Genomic DNA, 19,172 nt, shown 5'->3' with positions numbered 1-19,172 from the left:
GGTCATCGTACAGTGTTAGTGTTCGCTTCCGGTTGAACACTCATGGGTGGGGGATCTTGCGTATGCGTGCGGTCGAATTCCAGGAGCACGGCGGTCCCGAGGTGCTGCGGGTCGTCGAGACGACGGCGCCCGAGCCGGGCACCGGCCAGGTGACCATCGACGCCGTCTGGGCCGGGGTCAACTTCGCGGACGTCAAGGCGCGGGCCGAGGGATACCGGGTGCCGTCGCTGCCCTACCGTCCGGGTCTGGAGGTCTCCGGTCGCGTCCGGGCGGTCGGGGAGGGCGTCGAGGATCTGCGGGTGGGACAGGAGGTCGCCGCGCTGGTCGACGGCGGCGGCTACGCCGAGGTCGTGCTCGCCGATGCCGCGAGGGTCTTCCCGCTGCCCGCCGGGCTGGACCCGCGCACCGCGGCCACGCTGCCGACCGTACTGCCGACCGCCCACGCCCTCATCCACGAGGTGGGACGGCTGCGTGCCGGGGAGAGCGTCCTGGTGCACGGCGCGGCGGGCGGCGTCGGCACGGCGGTCGGACAGTTGGCCCGAGCGGCGGGCGCCGCCGTGGTCTACGGGGTCGCCTCCAGCGACACCAAGGCGGACTACGCCCTCAAGCACGGCTACGACCAGGTGTTCCTGCCCGGCACCTTCGAGGCGGACGCCCGCCGCGCGACCGGCGGCAGGGGCGTCGACCTGATCCTGGACCCGGTGGGCGGCGACACGCTGCGCCGTGGCCTGGAGACGCTGGCCGATTTCGGGCGCCTGGTGTCCTTCGGCAACGCGAGCGGCGCCGAGCCCTGGCGCGCCGGGCAGGGCGAGCTGTACCCGCGGGGTCTCTCCGTCGCGGGCTTCTCCGTGCTCGGTCTCGCCCAGTCCGCCCCCGCCGCCCTGCGCGCCCTGACCGAACGCGCCCTGCGCACCGTCCGCGACGGAACAGTCGTCCTCCCGGTCACCGCCGAGTTCCCCCTGTCGAACGCGGCCGACGCACACCGGCTCATCGGCGGACGCACGTCCGTGGGCAAGCTGCTGCTGCGCGTCTCCGAGTGACCTCGGACTCCCGTGCGGCACGGGTCCGTTGACAGATCCCCTTTTGTGGAGTGTGAATGTCGTCGATCAAACAGTTCCAGGTCACCTTCGACTGCGCCGAACCCGAGCGCGTCGCCCGCTTCTGGTGCGAGGTGCTGGGCTACGTCGTACCGCCACCACCGGCGGGGTTCGCCACCTGGGACGCGTACGACCGCTCCCAGTCCCCGGAGGACCGGGGCTCCTGGTTCGCCTGCGGTGACCCCTCGGGGGTGGGTCCGCGCCTGTATTTCCAGCGCGTTCCCGAAGGCAAGGTCGTCAAGAACCGGGTGCATCTCTGCGTGCGGGTCGGCACCGGACTCGTGGGCGAGGAGCGCCTGGCCGCGCTCGAAGCGGAGTGCGCACGGCTGCTGCCGCTCGGGGCGGTCCGGGAACGGCTGCTGTACGACGGCAACGACTCGTGCATCGTGATGCAGGATGTCGAGGGCAACGAGTTCTGCATCGACTGAGGGCGCCGTGCGGACCGGTGCCGGGGGAGTGGTCCGTCAGCGCGTGCCGGTTTCAGGTGCGCCGGGAGCTTGCGAGCACCTCGTCCGCGCCCTGGCCGACGAGGTCCTCCGCCACCGCGCGGCTCACCTCCTCCGGCACACCTCCCACCCCCTCGGCGCCGAGCACGACCGAGCCGTCCGGGGCGTACACCCGGGCCGCGAGGCGGACTTGACCCGAGGCGTCGACGACGGCATGCCCGGCGATCGGCGCGTGGCAGTGTCCGGTGAGCGCGCGCAACAGCGTCCGCTCCGCGACCGCCGCACGGGTCGCGTCGGCGTCGACGAGCGGGTCCAGGAGCGCGAGGAGCGCCTCGTCGGTCTCCCGGACCTGCATGACCAACTGGCCCGCGCCCAGGGCGGGCATCATCCGGTACGCGTCGAGCACCTCCGTCGCTTCGACCTCCCGGCCGATCCGCCGCAGCCCCGCTCCGGCGAGAACGACGGCGTCGACGGTTTCGCCCGCACGGGCCAGGGCGAGCCGGGTGTCAGCGTTGCCGCGTACGGGGATCAGCTCCAAGTGCGGGTGTGAGGCGGCGAGTTGAGCGATCCGGCGTGGGGCGGAGGTGCCCACCCGGGTGCCGGTCGGCAGCTCGTCCAACCGGCGCCCGCCGGGGTCGACCAGGACGTCCCGCACGTCGTCCCGCCGGGGATACCGGCACACCAGACCCTCGGGCTCCGGGCTGTCCCCGGGCATGTCCTTCGCACAGTGCAACGCGAGGTCAGCCTGGCCGTCGAGCACAGCGCGCGTCACTGCGCTGGTGAAGACCGCCTTGCCGCCCACCTCCGCGAGAGGTCCGCCCCAGCGATCCCCCAAGGTGCTGACGGGAACGAACTCCGCCACCACGTCCGGGGCGATCCGCCCCAGCTCGCCCGTCAACCACGTCACCTGCGCGGTGGCCATCGCCGAGGCCCTGCTTGCGATCCGGATGCGCTGCGTCATATCCCGTGACTCTAGGGGCGGTCGGCGGGTGCTCATGCCGACACCTTGTCCGCCCCCTGCGGTCGTTCCGTCGTACCGGTACCCGTCAGGAGACCGCCTGTCAGACGTCCGCTCCGGCATCGGCGGGGCGTTCCTCCGCGCCGGGGCCGTGCCAGTCCAGGCACAGCACGGTCGCGTCGTCCCGGAGGTCGCCGTCGCAGGCGGTGACGACCGCGCCGACCAGGGCGCGTACGACCTCGCGCGGATGCTCCATGGCCGTGTCACCGACGAGCCCGGCCAGGTCGACGGACGCCGCCTGCCGCTCCTGCATGCCGTCCGTGTAAAGGATCAGCCGGTCGCCGGGACGCAGGTCGAGATCCTGCGTCTCGTACGGGCCCCGCACCCCCTCCACGCCGAACGGCAGATTGACGTCCAGCGGTACGGTCTCGACCACGCCGTCGCGCAGCCGGAGCGGCCAGAGGTGTCCGGCGTTGACGAGCCGGGCTCCGCTCCCGTCGAGGGCGACCCGCAGCAGCAGGCCGGTGGCGAAGGTCCGCCGACCGTGATCGAGGAGTGCCTGGTGCGTGCGGCGGGCCTGCTCGACGAGGTCCGCCCCGGCACGGCGGGCGCCCCGTGAGGCGTTGACCAGCAGGGTTGCCATCAGGGCGGCGTGGACGTCGTGACCCATCGCGTCGGTCACCGACAGGTGCAGGGTGTCGTGGTCGAGGGTGTAGTCGTAGGTGTCACCGGCGATGCTGTCGGCCGGGACGAGCGCGCAGGCCAGCGCGAACTCGGCGGCTTCGCACGAGGGCGCGGAGGGCAGCAGTTGCCGCTGGATCTCCGCCGCGAGGCTCACCGGGGTGGTGCGCTGACCCCAGTGGTAGAGGTCGGTGAAGCGGCGGTCGGTGACGACGATGTACGCCAGCGCGTGCGCGGCCTCCGCGACCTGCTCCAGCACCTCCTCCGTCACCTCGGGCAGCCACAGCTCCAGCACCCCGATGGTGTCGCCGCGGTTGGTGACCGGGGCGAGGACCCGCTGCCCCGTCCCGCCGCCCGCCGCCCGCATCACCTTCTGGGTACGCAGCACCTCCTCGTAGACGCTGTCGGTCAGCGGGATCTGCTCGGCGTGGCGCCCCTGCTGGGTGGCCGTCTCCTCGGTCACCCGGACCACGCCGCTGCTGACGAGGTCGACGAACAGGAACGACACGTACTCCGCGCCGAACCGGTCGCGCAGATTGCGCGCGACCACGTCGAGCGAGGCCACCGGCGCGGCGGCCTCCGCCGCCTCCAGCACCTCGGTCAGTCCGATCCCGTCACCCGCCACATCAGCCTCCCTGAGCCGACCATTCTCCTTCCCGCCGCCCGAAGGGGCACACGGTGAGGACCCGGGACCGACCCGGGCGCCCCGCCCTAGAGCGCCGTCAGAACGAGTACCGCCTGGTCGTCGTCGATGCCGTCGGACCCGGTGAAGGAACGGACCGCGTCGGTGAGGGCGGTGACGGCGTCCTGGGCGGTGTGGTTGGCCGGGAGGGTGCCGAGTGCCTGGAGCAGGCGTTCCTCGCCGAACTGGCTGCGCGTTCCGTCGCAGGCTTCGGTGATGCCGTCGGTGTGGAGCAGGAGGCTCTCGCCGGGGGACAGGCGCATGGGGTGGGCGGGCAGGTCGGGGTCGGTGGCGATGCCGATGAGGGGACCGGGGACCTCCACCGGCCGGGCGTCTCCGTCGGCGTCGATGTGGACGGGGTACTCGTGCCCGGCGCGGACGAAGGACAGGTCGAGACCGCCGCCGTCCACGGGGACGAAGTGGCCGTAGACCAGGGTGACGAAGCCCCCGTCGTGGTCGCAGGGGTGGTCGAGGAGCGCCTGGTTGATCGCCTGGACGACGGACGGCGGGTCGGGCAGCAGGCGGGCCACGGCGCGGGCGGTGTGGCGCACGAGGGCAGTCGTCGCGGCGGCGGTGGCGCCGCGACCGCAGACGTCGCCCAGCAGGAACGCCCATCTGCCGTCGGCGAGCGGGAAGACGTCGTAGAAGTCGCCGCCGATGTCCAGTCCCTCACCGGCGGGGTGGTAGTAGGTGGCGATCCGCGCGCCGGGCACGTCGGGAACCCGGGGCATCAGCAGACCGGCCTGCAGGTCCCGCGCGAGGGCGGCACGCTGGGTGTACTGGCGGGCGTTGTGGGCGGCGGACGCCGCGCGCCGGGCGAGTTCCTCCGCCAGGGCGACGGTGTGACCGTCGAAGACGTGCCCGCCGGTGGAGAGCAGGGTCAGCGTGCCGAACGTACGGCCGCGGTCGGTCAGCGGAATGCAGAGATAGCCGGTGACGCCGAGATCCCGCCAGGGTCCCGGGCCCGTGGGGGCGCGCCGGGCGACCTCGCTCACGCCGGTCGCCAGCACCCGGGCGACCACGTCGTCGTCGGCGTCGTAGACAGGGAGGTGGGAGGCGAGGAGCTGGTCCTCCGCGTCGCTGGGTGCCGCGGTGGCCACCCGGCGCAGCCGTCCCGCCTCGGCGAGGTCCACCGCGCACAGCGGTGCCAGTGCGGGCACGCAGAACGCCGCCAGCTCCCGCAGGGTCGGCAGATAGTCCAGGTCCGAGGTCAGCGCCGTGCTGGCCTTGAGCAGGAACGCCAGGTCCTCGCGCGCCGCCTTCTCCCTCGCCTCCGCCTCCGCGCGGGCACGCTCCGCCTGACGGCGCTCGATGGCCAGGGCGGCGGTCTCGGCGAACACCCTGGCCAGGGCGAGGTCGGAATCCTGCGGCTCGCGGGGCACGCGGTGATACATCGCGAAGGTGCCCAGCAGCGAGCCGTCCCGGGCGAGGATCGGGGTGGACCAGCAGGCCGCGAGCCCCGCGGCGGTGGCCAGGTCGCGGAAGTCGTCCCAGAACGGGTCGGTGGCGATGTCGCTGACGACGACCGGTCGGCGCCGGTGCGCCGCGGTGCCGCAGGAACCCACGCCGTCCCCGGTGGCGATGCCGTCGATGGCCCGGTTGTAGAAGTCCGGCAGGCTGGGCGCGGCACCGTGCCGCAGCCGCAGACCGTCGGCGTCGGCGAGCAGCACCGAGACCAGCACCTCCTCCGGCATCAGCTCCTCGATCGCCCGTGCCATGCCGTCCAGCACCTGCTCCAGCGGCGCCTGCCGGGCGATCTGCTCCAGCAGCACACGGTGTTCGGCCGTCAGCCGCTGCGCCTGCTTGACGTGCGTGGTCTCCACCCCGACGACCCGCACCCCGACGCAGTTGCCGCCCACGTCGAGGCGCGGTTCGTAGGTGAAGTCGAAGAACGCCTCGCGCGCACCCGGCCCGGTGCCCACCAGAACCCGTACGTCATACCCGGTGTACGGCGTCCCGGTGCGGTAGACCCGGTCCAGCGGGGACAGGAAACCCTGCTCGGCCGGCTCCGGCAGCAACTGCCCCAGCGGTACCCCGGTGCGGGCCCGCCCGCCCCCTCCGACAGCCTCGAAGAACGCCTCGTTGGCGGTCTCGACCATGTGGGCGGGACCCGCGAGGGAGGCGAAGACAGCGGTGGACGTGCCGAACAGCGCCCGGAGATCGTGCCCCGAAGAGGCGGACGGCCCGACCTCGCCGGGTCCGGTGTGCTGAGCGGGCTCTCGTTCCGGGACGCTCGTCATGCCCCTGCTGCCCCCTCGCTCACGGCACCCGGTGCGGGTGCGCTGTCCGAAACCGACGTCCGCGCGCCGTCACCGGCGGCGAGGGCGTCTGCCGACGTGCCACGGACACGGACGGTCCGATCCGGACCCCCGTGGCGCGCCTCTCCCGGAGACACCGCGGGGACGGCCATGACACTCCCCAGTGATCGGCCGTCCCCGCAGCACATCCGGAACCCTGCTACCCCGGCTCCCCAGGAGCAACACGGTTCCGCACGTGACTCCGCTCACACGATTGCGCCTGTCGGGTTCCCTTGCTGCGCCGTTCGGAGGTCTTCCGGCCGCACCAAACCGGATTCGCCTTCCCCCGCCCGCCACTAATGGCTCGTCACGGGCAACGCCCGTGTGTCCGGTGCCGGGTGGCACCGGCCGGGAAGGGACAGGGAAGAGACTCGGATGAAGCTACTGCGTCGCCTCATGGTGGGCGCGCTCACCTCGCCGCTCCTGCTGATCGGCCTCGCCCCGGGCCCCGTCGAAGCCGCCGGTGCCCGTGCCGGGGTCGCGGGCGTCGCCGGTGTCGCCGGGCAGGACTGCCCGACCGCCCACCGGTCGCCCAGCACGACGACGGCACCGCCCACCGGGCTGGAGACGTACTACCGCGAGGACTGGCGGCTGGGTCCCAGCCATCTGCCCCGCACCGGTCCCGTCGCCCGGATGCTGCGCGGCTGGAAGCCGCAGGACAGCACCTCGCCGTACTGGTTCCTGGGCTGCTACTGGCAGACCGACCAGCAGAACAAGTCCGGCTGGTGGTACCCGGACAACGACGGCTTCGTCCTGCGTGACGGACGCCCCGTGCACGAGACCAGGACGCTCGCGGCGGGTCAGATGGTCGACCTGTTCGGCAGCGGGCGGGGCAACTTCCTCGCCCCGCAGGGCACCCCGTACATCCGGCGCGCGATCCCGCCGACCAACCTCGACGAGTACAACGCGTCGGACCCGGCGTACAACTACCACCTGTACAAGGTGGTCAAGCCGTTCACGGTGGAAGCCGGTCCGATCCGCCCGTGGTTCGGCCAGCCCGGACTCGGCACGCAGTACGTGACGAACACGTCGATCCCGAACCTCGTGAACGCCGGAAACCTGAAGGAAGTCACCCCGGCGACCTGATCCCGCCCCACCCCGACCGCCCCGCGCCGTTCTGGTCGCGGGGCGTCGCGTTTCCCCGTGCGGCGACCTCCGCGTGAACGACTGCTGACACGCCGTCGACCGATGTGCGAAGCTGCCGATCACACGGGGAGGGGTGTGGCGTTGGGGGCGTTGCGCACGACGGCCGGGCGACGGCGGTACGGCAGGATCGGCGCCGCACAGGCGGCGTTGACGGTGCTGGTCGTAGGCGGACTGGCCCTGACCGCCCTGCTGCTCCACCCCGATACGGGTCTGCTGGCCAAGGGACGTGGCCCGCTCGGCGGCAACCCCGTCCTCGTGGTCGCCCTGGCTCTGCTCGCGCCCTTCGGCGCCCTGGCGCTGCGCGGGAGGTACCGGGAGCGGGTCGGCGGCGCCCGGGAACGCGACCCGGTGGAGGACCGGCTGGCCGACGCCGTGAGCGGCGTCCTGCTGGCCGCGTCGCTGGTCGTCCCGCTGCTCGTCCTGGTCCTGCACCGGTTCGGTACGTCAGGCAGTGGCCACGGGACCGGCGGCGAGCCGATACCGCCTCCCCGCCCGCGGAAGCACGTGACATCCAGCGTGCCACCACTCGCCCACCACGAGGGGCACGCCGACCAGCACGCCCACTTCGGGCTGACGCGCGTCCTGCTCGGTCTCGTCATCGCCCTGCTCGTCGTGGCCGTCGTGATCGCCGGGCTGCGCCTGTGGCGGTATCTCACCCGCCCGCTCGCGCCGGAAACCCCGGCGACGTATGCGCCGCTCGACGACGAGCAGGACCGCCTGGCCGAGGCGGTCGACTCCGGTCGCCGTGCCCTGCTGGACGCGTCCGACGCCCGTGCGGCCGTCATCGCGTGCTACGCCGCCATGGAGCAGTCGCTGACCGAGTCCGGCGTCACCCGGCACGCCGCGGACAGCCCGCAGGATCTGCTGGAGCGTGCCGTCGCCGGGGGTCTGCCCACGGGAGCTGCCGCCGCCACGCTCACCGACCTGTTCCGCGAAGCCCGTTACTCAACCCACCCGATGGACGGCAGCCACCGCGCCCTGGCCGCCACCGCGCTCGCCGAGATCGCCGACGGTCTGCGCTCGCGGACGCCCGACGCCGTGAGGGGTGCCTCGTGAAGGCGCCAGCCCGGATACGGGATGCCGTCAACTCCGTTCTGGACAAGCCCGGTTCGGTGCGCCACTCGCTGGCCGTCCTGGGCACCGCGGCGGTCGGGACCGAAGTACTGCTCGCCCTCACCGACGGCGTCACCGCTGCAGTTGCCGGTCTCGCCCTCGTCACCGCGGGCGCGCTGGTCCTCGGGCGCCATGTCGCGGGCGCCGCCGCCCAGGACAGCGGCTACCGCAAACCGGTACGCCTGCTGGACAGCCGCGCCCCGGCGCTCGGCGGCTGGCAGCGCATCGTGGCCAAGACCCTCGCGGACGACGGCGAAGCGCCCTTCGACACCGTCATGCGACCGCAGTTGCAGCGGCTGTTCGCCGCCCGGCTGGCCGAACGGCACGGCGTGGCGATGTACCGGACCCCGCAGCGGGCCCGGGCACTGGTCGGAGCCGAGCTGTGGCCCTGGATCGACCCCGGGGCGATCGCCCCACAAGCCGCTCTCCCCGAGCCCGTACTGCGCTCCCTGCTCGACCGGCTGGAAGCCCTGTGACGCCTGGAGCCCCCTGGCCGATGGCTCCGCAGCCCCCGCAGCCCCCGCCTCCCGGCTCGCCCCGAAGCCCGCGCACCCCGACCCGCCCCGTGAGGAACCGACCGTGACCAGCCCACGCCCCACCCCGCACCACGCCACCCTCACCCCCCGCCAGGCGGGCGAGCGGGCAGCGGCCGTGCTCGACGAGATCCGTACAGCCGTGGTCGGCAAGGCGGAACCGCTGGAGCTGGTGATGCTCGGCGTCCTCGCTGGTGGCCACGTCCTCATCGAGGACCTGCCGGGGCTGGGGAAGACCCTGCTGGCACGCTCCTTCGCCACCGCGCTCGGCCTGGACTTCCGCCGTATCCAGTTCACCCCCGACCTGCTGCCCTCCGACGTCACCGGAGCCCCGTTCTACGACCAGCGGACCGCCGACATGGTCTTCCGCCCCGGACCCGTCTTCACCCACCTGCTGCTCGCCGACGAGATCAACCGCACCCCGCCCAAGACCCAGGCGGCGCTCCTTGAGGCGATGGCCGAGGCTCAGGTGTCCATCGACGGAAGCACCCGGCGGCTGCCGGAGCCCTTCGTGGTCGTCGCCACCGCCAACCCCATCGAGTACGAGGGCACGTACACCCTGCCCGAGGCCCAACTGGACCGATTCCTGCTGCGCGTCCGGATGGGCTACCTGGAGGCGTCCGAGGAGGCGGGCATGCTGCGCGCGCGGGTCGACCGGGCGGCGCCCGAGGCCGTACTGCGCACGCTCAGCGACCCGGGCGAGGTGCTGGCCATGCGAGCCGCCGTCGAACGCGTCGAGGTGGACGACGACCTGCTCGAGTACGCCGTCGCGCTGGTCCGCGCCACCCGCGCCCACCCGCACGTCCAGGTCGGCGCCTCCCCGCGCGGCGGACTGGCCCTGGTACAGCTCGCCCGTGCCCGTGCCGTCCTGGACCGGCGGGACTACGTGACCCCGGAGGACGTCAAGTCCGTCGCCGTGCCCGCCCTCGCGCACCGCGTCACCCTCAAGCCGGAGCTGTGGGTCCGGCAGATCGACGCCGACGACGTGTTGCGCGAGATCGTGCAGTCGGTGCCCGCCCCGCAGACCGTGCCGCGTACGCCGGTCGCGTCATGACGGAGGGCGTGCCGGACCGCGGAGCGGCTGCCGTCCAACGCGCCCTGGACGGGCGCCACGACGTGACCGCCCAGCCCCCGCCACCACCCCCACCCAACTGGCGCGCCAGTGAACGCGCCCTGCGCCTCGGCACGTTGGCCGTCGTCGCGCTGTCCGCCGCGCTGATCACCGGGCGGTCATGGGTACTTGCCCTCGCCACCGCGCCCCTGGCGCTGCTCGCCCTCGCCCTGCCGGGCGGACCACGCTCGCGGACGGTGACCGCCGAGGCCGAGGTCGAGCCGCGGCGCTGCTTCGAGGGCGAGCGAGTGACGGTGCGGATCACGGTGTCCTACGACGGTGAGACCGGGCGCCTCGACCCCGGCGTCACCCTCGGACACGGAGTCCGGCTCGACCACCTCGCGGTCGGACCGCACCGCGTCGACCTCGTCCTGACCGCGCGGCGCTGGGGTCGCTGGACGCTCGGCACGGTCGACGTCGACCTCTACGACCGCGGCGGGCTGGCCCGGCGCACCGTGCGCGTCGACCTCGGTGAGATCGCCGTCTTCCCGCTCCCCGGACACGCGAGCCTCACGCCGATCCCGGTCCGGCTGCCGCAACGGCTCGGCGAGCACACCGCCACGCAGCGCGGCGAGGGCGTCGAGGTCACCGGCGTACACCCGTACGTACGCGGCGAACGGCAGCGGCGGATCCACTGGCCCACCACCACCCGGCGCGGCACCCTGCAGGTCCACCAGTTCGCCGCGGAGCGCACCGCCGACACCGTGGTGCTGCTGGACGGGCTCACCGACGTGGTCGACCCGGTCACCGGCACGTCCTCGCTGGACGAGACCTTCCGCGCCGCCGCCGGACTGGTCCGCGCCTACCTGCGCACCCACGACCGGGTCGGCGTCGTATCGGTCGGCGGCACCACCCGCTGGCTCCAACCGGGCAGCGGGCAGGGGTACTTCTACCGCATCGTCGAGAGCGTGCTGGAGGTCCGCAAGGACCGCGCGTACCGCACCGAGGGACTCGGGCTGCTCCCACCGCCCGCGCTGCCCGCAGGGGCGCTGGTGTACGTCCTCACGCCACTGACCGACCAGCGGATCTTCGACATCCTGCACCACGTGCGCGGACGCGCCAACCCCATGGTCGTCGTCGAGATCCCCGTCGGCGAGCCGGTCCCCGAACCCGGCGACACCGAAGCCGCACTCGCGCTGCGGCTGTGGCGCGCCGACCGCGACGCCATGCGCTTCGCCCTGAAGGAACGCGGCATCGCGGTCGTCACCCACCGACCCGGCGAGACCCTCGACCTCGCCCTCGCACCCCTGCTGCGCACCCGCGTCCACGGGGGAACCCGATGATCCCGGCCCCCACGTCCGGCACCCGAGCCGCCCTGCTCCGCACCCGTCTCACCTCCCGCCTCACCGACCGCCTGCTCGGAACAGCCCTCGCCGTCGCCGCCTGCGACCCACCGGCCGCGCTCCACGCATCCCTGTTTGTCCAGGTGTTGGTCCTGGCGGCGGCAGCGGCCGCGTGGTGGTCCGCCCCGATGGTCGACGCCCGCCCCGCCCCGACCTCACTCCGCCTGCGGAGCCTCGCGGCCCGCCGCGGAACGACCGTGCTCCCCGCCGCGGCGATCGCGGTCGCCGCCGCCACCGACCCCGCGCTCTGGCTGGTCGTCTGCGTCGCCACCCTGCTGCTCGCCTACCTGCTCGCGACCGACCCCTGGACCGCCGGTTCCACCGCCCCGCCCGACCGCCCGGCGACACCCGACCGCCCGGCGACACCCGCCCTCACGGCCGCCGCCGCGACCGCCCTGGTCCTGCTCGCCGCCGAGGCACCGGTCGCGAACACCCCATGGGCACGCCTGCCCGCCTCACTCGCCGTCGCCGCGACCGCGCTCTGCCTGCTGCTGGCACTGCGCGGCCGCCGCAGACCACGCGCCTGATCCGCCCTGGCGTCAGAGCCCGCCGTAGAACAGCCCGTTACACGAAATCGAGGCGCCGACGGAGCAACCCCGAGGTCGCTCACTCGCTCGAGGGATCTTGCGACGCGCGAGGCGGGGGCTGCACACTGATTCCGGAACAATCGGTGGGACAGCAGTAGATTCCGCTCACGGCGGCATGGTTCCTGCGGGCTTCTCGTGGCAACCGACTCGTCATCGACAGCCCGGCGAAAGGCCGTTCATGAAGAGAACGTTCACGTTGATCACCGCACTGGTCGTCACCGTCCTGTCGCTGACACCGGCGCACGCCGCGGTCAAGAAGGCGAAAGCACCGCTCAGTTGCGAACAGCGGACGTTCACCTCCACCCCGGGCGCGCGCTTCAACGACCCCGAGGACCCCGCCGCCCAGATGAAGATCATGGGTCCGATCATCGACTCGATCAACAGCGCCAGTTGCGGGCAGACCGTCCGCGTCGCCATGTACTCGATCGGCAACGCGCAGCCCGGCCCGGACTTCGCCAACGCCCTGATCGCCGCCCACCAGCGCGGCGTCATCGTCAAGGCGCTGATGGACTCCCACAGCGACAACGCGGTCTGGCAGTCGATGGTCGGCGAGTTGGGCAACGACCCGCGAGCCTCCAGCTTCGCCGCGCTGTGTCCGGGCGGGTGCCTGACCCACTTCAGCGGCTCCGCGCTGCACGCGAAGTACTACATGCTCAGCGGCGGGCAGGACGCGAACAGGACCGTGACCGTCAGCAGCGCCAACCCCACCTCCGCCCAGACCGGCACCGCGTGGAACAGCAGCGCCACCGTCAAGGGCAACGTCGACCTGTACAACTCCTACGTGCACTACTTCACCGCCATGGCCAAGGGTGCGCTCAACGGTCCGGGCCCGCTGGTGCCCGACTACTACAACTCCACCGACGGCAAGGCCGCCAGGAACCTGACCCCGCACTCCTACCAGTGGCCCAAGGCCCGCTCCGGGAGCGACACCTGGGTCGACTTCCTGAACAACGTCAAGGCGCCCGCCACGATCAACATCGCCATGTTCCAGTGGACTTCGCACGGCGAGCCGGGCGACCGCAACTACCTGGAGCTGCCGAAGAAACTGGTGAGCCTGGCCGGCACCGGCGTCAAGGTCCACATTCTCCTCACCGCCGGTCAGGTCGACGACAGCGTGCAGAGCTATCTGAAGGACCGCCCGAACATCGACGTGCACGACACCACTCGCGGCACCGACGCGAACGGCAACGCCCTGCACTACACGCACGACAAGTACATGACGGTCAGCGGCACTTACGCGGGTACGCCCAACTCCAAGATCGTCTTCGTCGGTTCCTCGAACTGGACGAGCAACGGCATCTGGCACAACGACGAGACGGACCTGAGGCTGACCGGACAGTCCGACTACGCCACGTTCATGACGGACTGGCAGAACCAGTACGACCGCTGCTGCGGCACCGCGGCGCAGGGGCTGACTGCCGAGAAGCGCGCCGAGAACACGGCACGGGAGATTCCGATCGACCCGGACCAGGCGCGGGAATAGGCGTTCCCGGCCCTACCTCAGCCCCGCGCGCCCCGCTCAGGCGTGACGCGGACGCGCCGGGGCATCGGGTCTGTCATGGACTCAAGTGTGCTGGCCGAGCGCGGCTGGGGGAAGGCCCGGCGAGCCGCCGACGGCCCGGTGATGGCCGCGGCGGCGAAGGCCGGGTTCGCGGCTCGTGGACTGATCTACCTGCTCGTCGGCGTCATAGCCCTCCAGATGGCCCTGGGCGGCGGCAGCGGCGGGAAGCAGGCGGACCGCGGCGGTGCTCTCGCCGAGCTGGCGGAGAAGCCGTTCGGCGCCGCCATGCTGTGGACCCTCGGCATCGCGGTGGCCGGAATGGCCCTGTGGCGGCTGTCCGAAGCGGTGTTCGGCGCCGCCGGGGGCGATGGCCACAAGGCGTCCAAACGGGCGCTGTCCGCCGCGCGCGCCGTCTTCTACGCCTTCGTCTGTTACTCGGTGCTGTCCTACGCGGCGGGGGACAAGGGCAGCGGCAGCGGCTCCTCGGACAAGCAGAGCGACGACGTGACCGCGATGGTGCTGAAGTGGCCCGGCGGTCAGTGGATCGTCGGTGCCGCCGGACTCGTGGTGGTCGGCGCGGGCGTCTACATCGCGGTACGGGCCGTCATGCGGAAGTTCTGCAAGCACCTGCGCACCGGCGAGATGTCCCCCATGGTGCGGCGGATCGTCGAGATCCTGGGCGTGGGCGGCGGCGCCGCTCGCGGCATCGTCTTCGGCGTCGCCGGGGTGTTCGCCCTGATCGCCGCCGTACAGCACGAGCCGGGCAAGGCCAAGGGCATGGACGACACCCTGCGGTCGTTCCGGGACCTGCCCGCCGGACCGTGGCTGCTGGCGCTGATCGCGCTGGGGCTGGCCGCGTTCGGCGCGTTCTCCTGGTGCAACGCCCGCTGGCGCGAGGTGTGACACCACCGGACAGGTCGGGTCAGGTCACCGGGAAACCGTCACGCGGTGACGCGCGCGCTGTCGCCCCCGGTGACCGAAAGCGCCGTTCCGGACACCATGCGCGCGGCGTCGGAGGCGAGGTAGACGACCGCCGGTGCGACGTCGTCCGGCTCGATCCACGGCACGCCGAGCGGGAGCCTGCCCGCCAGCGCCGACGCTGCCGTCCTCTCGTCCTTCGCGACCTCGCCGCTGGGCGTGCCGCCCCCGTCGGCGATGGCCTGGGCGTAGCGCTCCTCGTGGCGGGTCAGCGCCGTGTCGATCAGACCCGGCACGACGGCGTTGACGGTGATGCCGTACTCGCCCAGATCGAGCGCCGCCGACTTCATCAGCCCGATGATCCCCCACTTGGACGCCGAGTAGGCGGCTCCCCACTTCGTGCCGTGCTGCCCCTGGGTGGACGAGGTGACGATCAGCCGCCCTCCGCCGCGCGCGACCAGGTGCGGACCGAACGCCCGCAGCGTGTTCGCCGTGCCGGTGAGGTTGTTGTCGATCTGGTCGGACCAGTCGCCGTCGTCCATTTCGAGGAGCGGCTTGAACGCCTGGATTCCGGCGTTGGCCAGCACCACGTCGATACCGCCCCACTCCGCGACGACCCGCTCCGCCGCCTCCCGCAGAGCGGCGATGTCGCGGACATCCGCCCGGAGCGACAGCCAGTTCCTCCCGTGCGCCCGTACGGCGCGCCCGGTCTCCTCCAGGTCCTCCGGCTCGGCCGCCGGGAATTCCATCCGCGGACTCACCTCGGCCACGATGTCGAGCCCGGCGACATCCGCACCGGCAGCCGCGAGCGCGACCGCGGCGGAGCGGCCGATACCCCGAGCCGCCCCGGTCACGACCGCCACGCGCCCGGACAGATCGAAGAGGTCGGTCGAAGCACCCTGCGTGGTCATGCGTTGTTCTCCGTCCCGCGAGCTGTCGGACGACCGTTCACGGGCGAAGTGTGGCGGAGGAGGCGGTGCGGACCGGGCGGCCACCACCGCGACGGGTCCGGAGCGGGCGATATTTCACCCGGCCGCATCGCCCTGGCTGCCCCGCCCCGGGCGCCCGCCTCAGTCGCGCGGCGGACGGGTGGCGGTCTCCAGGTAGAACGCGTCGATGCTCTGGACGGCCTGCTCGAACTCCGAGAGGTTCACGGGCTTGGTCACATAGGCGTTGGCGTGACTGTGGTAGGCGCCGGTGACGTCGTCCGGGGCGGAGGAGGTGGTGAGGACGACGACCGGAATGGTCTGGAAATCCTCGTCCGCCTTGAGGATCTGGAGCAGCTCCCGGCCGTTCATGCGCGGCATGTTGAGGTCGAGCACGATGAGGTCGGGACGCGCGCTGCCCGGGGTGCGCAGGTGCTCCAGCGCGGCGACTCCGTCGGTGACCTGGACCAGGTTGCGCGCGCCGCGCTCGGAGAGAGCCTCCTCGATGAGGAGGGCGTCGGCGACGTCGTCCTCGACGAGCAGGACGTCGTAGGGGCGGGCGGGGGTGGTCATCATCGGATGCTCCGTGGGTGCTTCATTGGAGTGGGTGAAGAGTCCCGGCCAACGGCGCCGGGCGCCCTGGCGTGTCATGTCGCTGGCTTCGCCGATCTGGGGGTAACCGGCGCCCGCGCGGGCGGCGTCCACGGCCGCCGCACGCTGGAGGCGCTCGGCGGCCCGCTGGATGTGGGTCAGCACGTGCAGCCGGGTCAGCGCCTGCGAGGGATCGTCCGGCAGCAGGGAACGGGGAACGCCTTCCGTGAGCTGATGGGCGATGCGCCGCGAGAGTTCGTCGACCGCAGCGTCCGCGCGCGCGGCCGTCTCCTGCGGGGTGGTTGGTACAACGAAGTTCTTGCCAGGCATGACGAGCAGAGTAAGTCCTCGGCGTCACCCGCGACAACAACAGTTGTCGTCGTCCCTTAAGGTGTGGCTGCGCCGCCGTGAGCGCGGCCGTCACCGCGGAGGAGACAGAGGATGACCGTCGACGAGAAGCCGCCACACGGGCGGGAGTTGTCCCGGTGGACGACCCGGCGCTGGCTTCGCCTCGGAGTCACCGTCGCGATGTCCGTCCTGCTGCTCCTGGGAGCGACCGGAGGCTGGGTCCTGGACCGGACCGCGTCGATCAGCGACGACCTGGTGGACGTGAAGTCCCCCGCGCTGACGACCTCGATCCGGCTGGAATCGGCGCTGCTCAACCAGGAGACGGGCATTCGCGGCTACGGACTCACGGGCCGCGCCGACTTCCTCGCCCCCTACCGGCAGGGGCTCAGCCAGCAGAAGACCTCCCTGAAGAGCCTGTCGGTCCTCCTCCGGGGCAACACCGCACGCCTGCGCGACCTGAAGGACGTCGAGGACCACATCGAGAAGTGGCAGGCGCGGATCGCGCGACCGGTCGCCGCCTCACCGGCGGGCAAGCCCTCGCCGCTCGCCGCCGAGAGCGCTGCCGCGGGCAAGGCGGACTTCGACGCCATGCGGAAAGTCATGGCCACCCAGCAGGACCGGCTGCGCGCCGACCGGGTGTCCTCCAGGGCGGAGCTGGCCTCCACGATGCGCCTGCGGAACTGGATCTTCGCCGCCATCGCGGCCGTCATCGTGACCCTCGCCGTGATCGTCTTCGAGGCGCTGCGCCGGGGTGTCACCACGCCCCTGGAACAGATCGGGTCGGACGCCCGCAGCATCGCCGAGGGCGACTTCGGTCATCCGATCACCCCGACCGGCCCCGCCGACCTGCGCCGGCTCAGCGGCGAGATCGAGTCCATGCGCCGACGGCTCGTGCGGGAGCTGGAGTTCAGCGAGGACGCCCGGCTGCGCCTGGACGCGCAGTCCGCCGACCTCAAGCGGTCCAACGCGGAGCTGGAGCAGTTCGCGTACGTCGCCTCGCACGACCTCCAGGAACCCCTGCGCAAGGTGTCCAGCTTCACCCAGCTCCTCCAGCGGCGCTACGGCGGACAGCTCGACGAACGGGCGGACCAGTACATCGACTTCGCGGTCGACGGCGCGAACCGTATGCAGACCCTCATCAACGACCTGCTCGAGTTCTCCCGCGTGGGTCGCGTCCATCACGCCCACCAGAGCGTCGACCTCAACACGGTGATCAAGCGGACGCTGACCGCCATCAGCGTCAGCATCGAGGAATCCGGAGCGGTGATCACCCGGGACGAGCTGCCGACCCTGGTCGCCGACTCCACCCAGATGGGCATGCTGTGGCAGAACCTGATCGGCAACGCCATCAAGTTCCGCCGCCCCGGCGAGACCCCGGCCGTCCACATCTCCGCCGAACAGGACGGTGACTTCTGGCGGTTCGCCGTCACCGACAACGGCATCGGCATCGCCGCCGAGTACGCCGAGCAGGTCTTCATCATCTTCCAGCGGCTGCACACCAAGGACCGCTACCAGGGCAGCGGCATCGGTCTCGCGATGTGCAAGAAGATCGTCGAGTTCCACGGCGGAACCATCTCCGTCGACCTCGAACACACCGAGGGCACCCGCATCGTCTTCACCCTGGCGAGCAGGCCCGCGACCCCGGACACGTCCGAGGACCTGAACGCCGACGCGGTGACGCACTAGGTCCGTCCCCGGGCAACTCGCAAGCGGATCACCGGAGTTCCGCCGTCAGGCGCGGACCTCGTACACGATGTTGAACGGGGTCTGCGCCGCCCGGCGGAATCGGGTCAGACCCGCCTCCGACGCGACCTGGCGGGTGCGCTCCTCGCCCGCCTGGGCGCCCAGGGCGCGACCGACCTCCTGGGACTGCGAGGCAGGTGTGCAGATCAGCGCCGAGGCGCCGTAGAACGTACGGCCGAGCGGGTTCAGGTTCTCCTCCAGGCGGTCGCCCGCCATCGGCTCCACGAGCATGATGCTGCCGCCCTCGGCCAGTTGCTCCCTGCTGTGCGCCAGGGCGCCGACCGGGTCGCCCATATCGTGCAGGCAGTCGAAGAACGTGATCAGTTCGTACGGCCCGCCGGTGAAGTCCTTGGCACCGGCCACCTCGAACGAGACCCGGCTCTCGACACCGCTCTCGGCGGCCAGCTCCCGGGCGGCGTCGACGGACGGGCGGTGACTGTCGAAGCCGGTCACCAGCGCGTTCGGGAACGCCTTGCCGATCATCATGGTGGAGTGGCCCAGTCCACAACCCACGTCGGCCGCCCTGCCACCGGTGCGCAGTTTCTCCACCACGCCGGTCAGCGCGGGCAGCCACTCGTCCACCAGATGCGCGGCGTAGCCCGGACGGAAGAAACGGGCCGTCCCCGCGAACAGGTCCGGGTGGTGTTCCTGCCAGCCCACACCGTGGCCGTCCCGGAAGGCGCGCTCCAGCCTGTCCCGTTCCTCCGCCGAGCCGCAGGACAGGAACGCCTGGTACCCGCCCAGCGCGAACGCCGGGCTGTTCTCGTCGGCGAAGACCGCGCTCTGCTCCGGTGACATGCGGAAGCGGTCGTCGCCCTCGTAGGTCAGGAATCCACCGGCGGCCATCGCGGACAGCCATTCGCGGACGTTGCGCTCGGTGGTCCCGGTGCGCTCCGCGAGCTGCCCGGGGATGACGTCCTCGCCGTCCGCCAGCGCCCGGAAGAGCCCCAGCCGCTCCCCGAGGAGAACCAGGGGCGCCGCCGCGACCGCGCCCAGATCGGTCACGACCTTTCCGAGCAGTTCGTTGAGCTTCGCTTCGTCCACGGTGCTCATGTCGACCGACACGACCACACCTCCGATCGATCCGGCCGCACCCGCAGCGTGTGGCGGAGGGAACTCCTCGCGCCCTTCGTGCGGCTGACGCTACCCGG

At 72.1% G+C, this 19,172-nt stretch carries 17 protein-coding genes; 11 read left to right on the top strand and 6 right to left on the bottom strand.

The window, feature by feature from the left end:
- Positions 1–62 precede the first annotated feature (62 nt).
- Positions 63–1,040 carry a zinc-binding dehydrogenase gene (locus tag IF655_RS03945; RefSeq protein WP_199582080.1) on the top strand — a complete coding sequence of 326 codons (978 nt, stop codon included), beginning with the start codon at positions 63–65 and terminating at the stop codon, positions 1,038–1,040.
- A gap of 56 nt (positions 1,041–1,096) precedes the next feature.
- Complete coding sequence (locus IF655_RS03940; protein WP_199582079.1) at positions 1,097–1,525, top strand: VOC family protein; 429 nt, start codon at positions 1,097–1,099, stop codon at positions 1,523–1,525.
- 52 nt (positions 1,526–1,577) lie between these two features.
- Here the strand turns inward: IF655_RS03940 and hemC are convergent, their stop codons facing one another.
- From hemC to IF655_RS03925, 3 genes are all read right to left on the bottom strand, one after another.
- Entirely contained in the window at positions 1,578–2,504 is a 927-nt protein-coding gene (hemC, locus tag IF655_RS03935) for a hydroxymethylbilane synthase (protein ID WP_199582078.1), read from the bottom strand.
- 100 nt (positions 2,505–2,604) lie between these two features.
- Complete coding sequence (locus IF655_RS03930) at positions 2,605–3,807, bottom strand: PP2C family protein-serine/threonine phosphatase (RefSeq protein ID WP_199582077.1); 1,203 nt, start codon at positions 3,805–3,807, stop codon at positions 2,605–2,607.
- Positions 3,808–3,893: 86 nt separating this feature from the next.
- Positions 3,894–6,104 (bottom strand): SpoIIE family protein phosphatase, encoded by a 2,211-nt coding sequence (locus IF655_RS03925; RefSeq protein WP_199582076.1) that lies wholly within the window; start codon positions 6,102–6,104, stop codon positions 3,894–3,896.
- A 432-nt stretch (positions 6,105–6,536) separates the two neighbouring features.
- Between IF655_RS03925 and IF655_RS03920 the strand changes: the two genes are divergently transcribed.
- From IF655_RS03920 to IF655_RS03885, 8 genes are all read left to right on the top strand, one after another.
- Positions 6,537–7,247 (top strand): TNT domain-containing protein, encoded by a 711-nt coding sequence (locus tag IF655_RS03920; RefSeq protein WP_199582075.1) that lies wholly within the window; start codon positions 6,537–6,539, stop codon positions 7,245–7,247.
- Between the two features lie 135 nt (positions 7,248–7,382).
- Positions 7,383–8,363 (top strand): DUF4129 domain-containing protein, encoded by a 981-nt coding sequence (locus tag IF655_RS03915; RefSeq protein WP_307814852.1) that lies wholly within the window; start codon positions 7,383–7,385, stop codon positions 8,361–8,363.
- Positions 8,360–8,896, top strand: coding sequence for a hypothetical protein (locus IF655_RS03910; protein WP_199582073.1), 537 nt, complete (start codon positions 8,360–8,362; stop codon positions 8,894–8,896). Before IF655_RS03915 ends, IF655_RS03910 begins: the two co-directional genes overlap by 4 nt.
- Before the next feature lie 103 nt (positions 8,897–8,999).
- On the top strand, positions 9,000–10,007 hold the full coding sequence (locus IF655_RS03905; protein ID WP_199582072.1) for a MoxR family ATPase: 1,008 nt from the start codon (positions 9,000–9,002) through the stop codon (positions 10,005–10,007).
- Entirely contained in the window at positions 10,004–11,347 is a 1,344-nt protein-coding gene (locus IF655_RS03900; protein WP_199582071.1) for a DUF58 domain-containing protein, read from the top strand. The genes IF655_RS03905 and IF655_RS03900 overlap by 4 nt, the downstream gene beginning before the upstream one ends.
- Positions 11,344–11,934 (top strand): hypothetical protein, encoded by a 591-nt coding sequence (locus IF655_RS03895; protein ID WP_199582070.1) that lies wholly within the window; start codon positions 11,344–11,346, stop codon positions 11,932–11,934. The genes IF655_RS03900 and IF655_RS03895 overlap by 4 nt, the downstream gene beginning before the upstream one ends.
- 238 nt (positions 11,935–12,172) lie before the next feature.
- A complete protein-coding gene (locus tag IF655_RS03890) occupies positions 12,173–13,477 on the top strand; it encodes a phosphatidylserine/phosphatidylglycerophosphate/cardiolipin synthase family protein (protein WP_199582069.1) in 1,305 nt (434 codons plus the stop codon).
- A gap of 75 nt (positions 13,478–13,552) precedes the next feature.
- Positions 13,553–14,398 (top strand): DUF1206 domain-containing protein, encoded by an 846-nt coding sequence (locus IF655_RS03885; RefSeq protein ID WP_199582068.1) that lies wholly within the window; start codon positions 13,553–13,555, stop codon positions 14,396–14,398.
- Between the two features lie 38 nt (positions 14,399–14,436).
- Here IF655_RS03885 and IF655_RS03880 read toward each other — a convergent pair whose 3' ends face one another.
- The gene (locus tag IF655_RS03880) at positions 14,437–15,324 is read right to left on the bottom strand and encodes an SDR family NAD(P)-dependent oxidoreductase (RefSeq protein WP_199582067.1); all 888 of its coding nucleotides are present in this window, start codon (positions 15,322–15,324) and stop codon (positions 14,437–14,439) included.
- Positions 15,325–15,483: 159 nt separating this feature from the next.
- Positions 15,484–16,260, bottom strand: coding sequence for a response regulator (locus IF655_RS03875; protein WP_199582066.1), 777 nt, complete (start codon positions 16,258–16,260; stop codon positions 15,484–15,486).
- A gap of 111 nt (positions 16,261–16,371) precedes the next feature.
- On the opposite strand from IF655_RS03875, the gene IF655_RS03870 reads away from it, so the two are divergent.
- Positions 16,372–17,964, top strand: coding sequence for an ATP-binding protein (locus tag IF655_RS03870; protein ID WP_199582065.1), 1,593 nt, complete (start codon positions 16,372–16,374; stop codon positions 17,962–17,964).
- A 45-nt stretch (positions 17,965–18,009) separates the two neighbouring features.
- On the opposite strand, the gene IF655_RS03865 is transcribed toward IF655_RS03870, so the two are convergent.
- A complete protein-coding gene (locus tag IF655_RS03865) occupies positions 18,010–19,086 on the bottom strand; it encodes a methyltransferase (protein ID WP_307814851.1) in 1,077 nt (358 codons plus the stop codon).
- Positions 19,087–19,172 lie beyond the last annotated feature (86 nt).

Source organism: Streptomyces sp. DSM 110735, assembly GCF_016482685.1.
GTDB lineage: Bacteria > Actinomycetota > Actinomycetes > Streptomycetales > Streptomycetaceae > Streptomyces.
The sequence above is the reverse complement of the archived record's forward strand: the minus strand, read 5'-3'. Positions and strand labels throughout refer to the sequence as shown.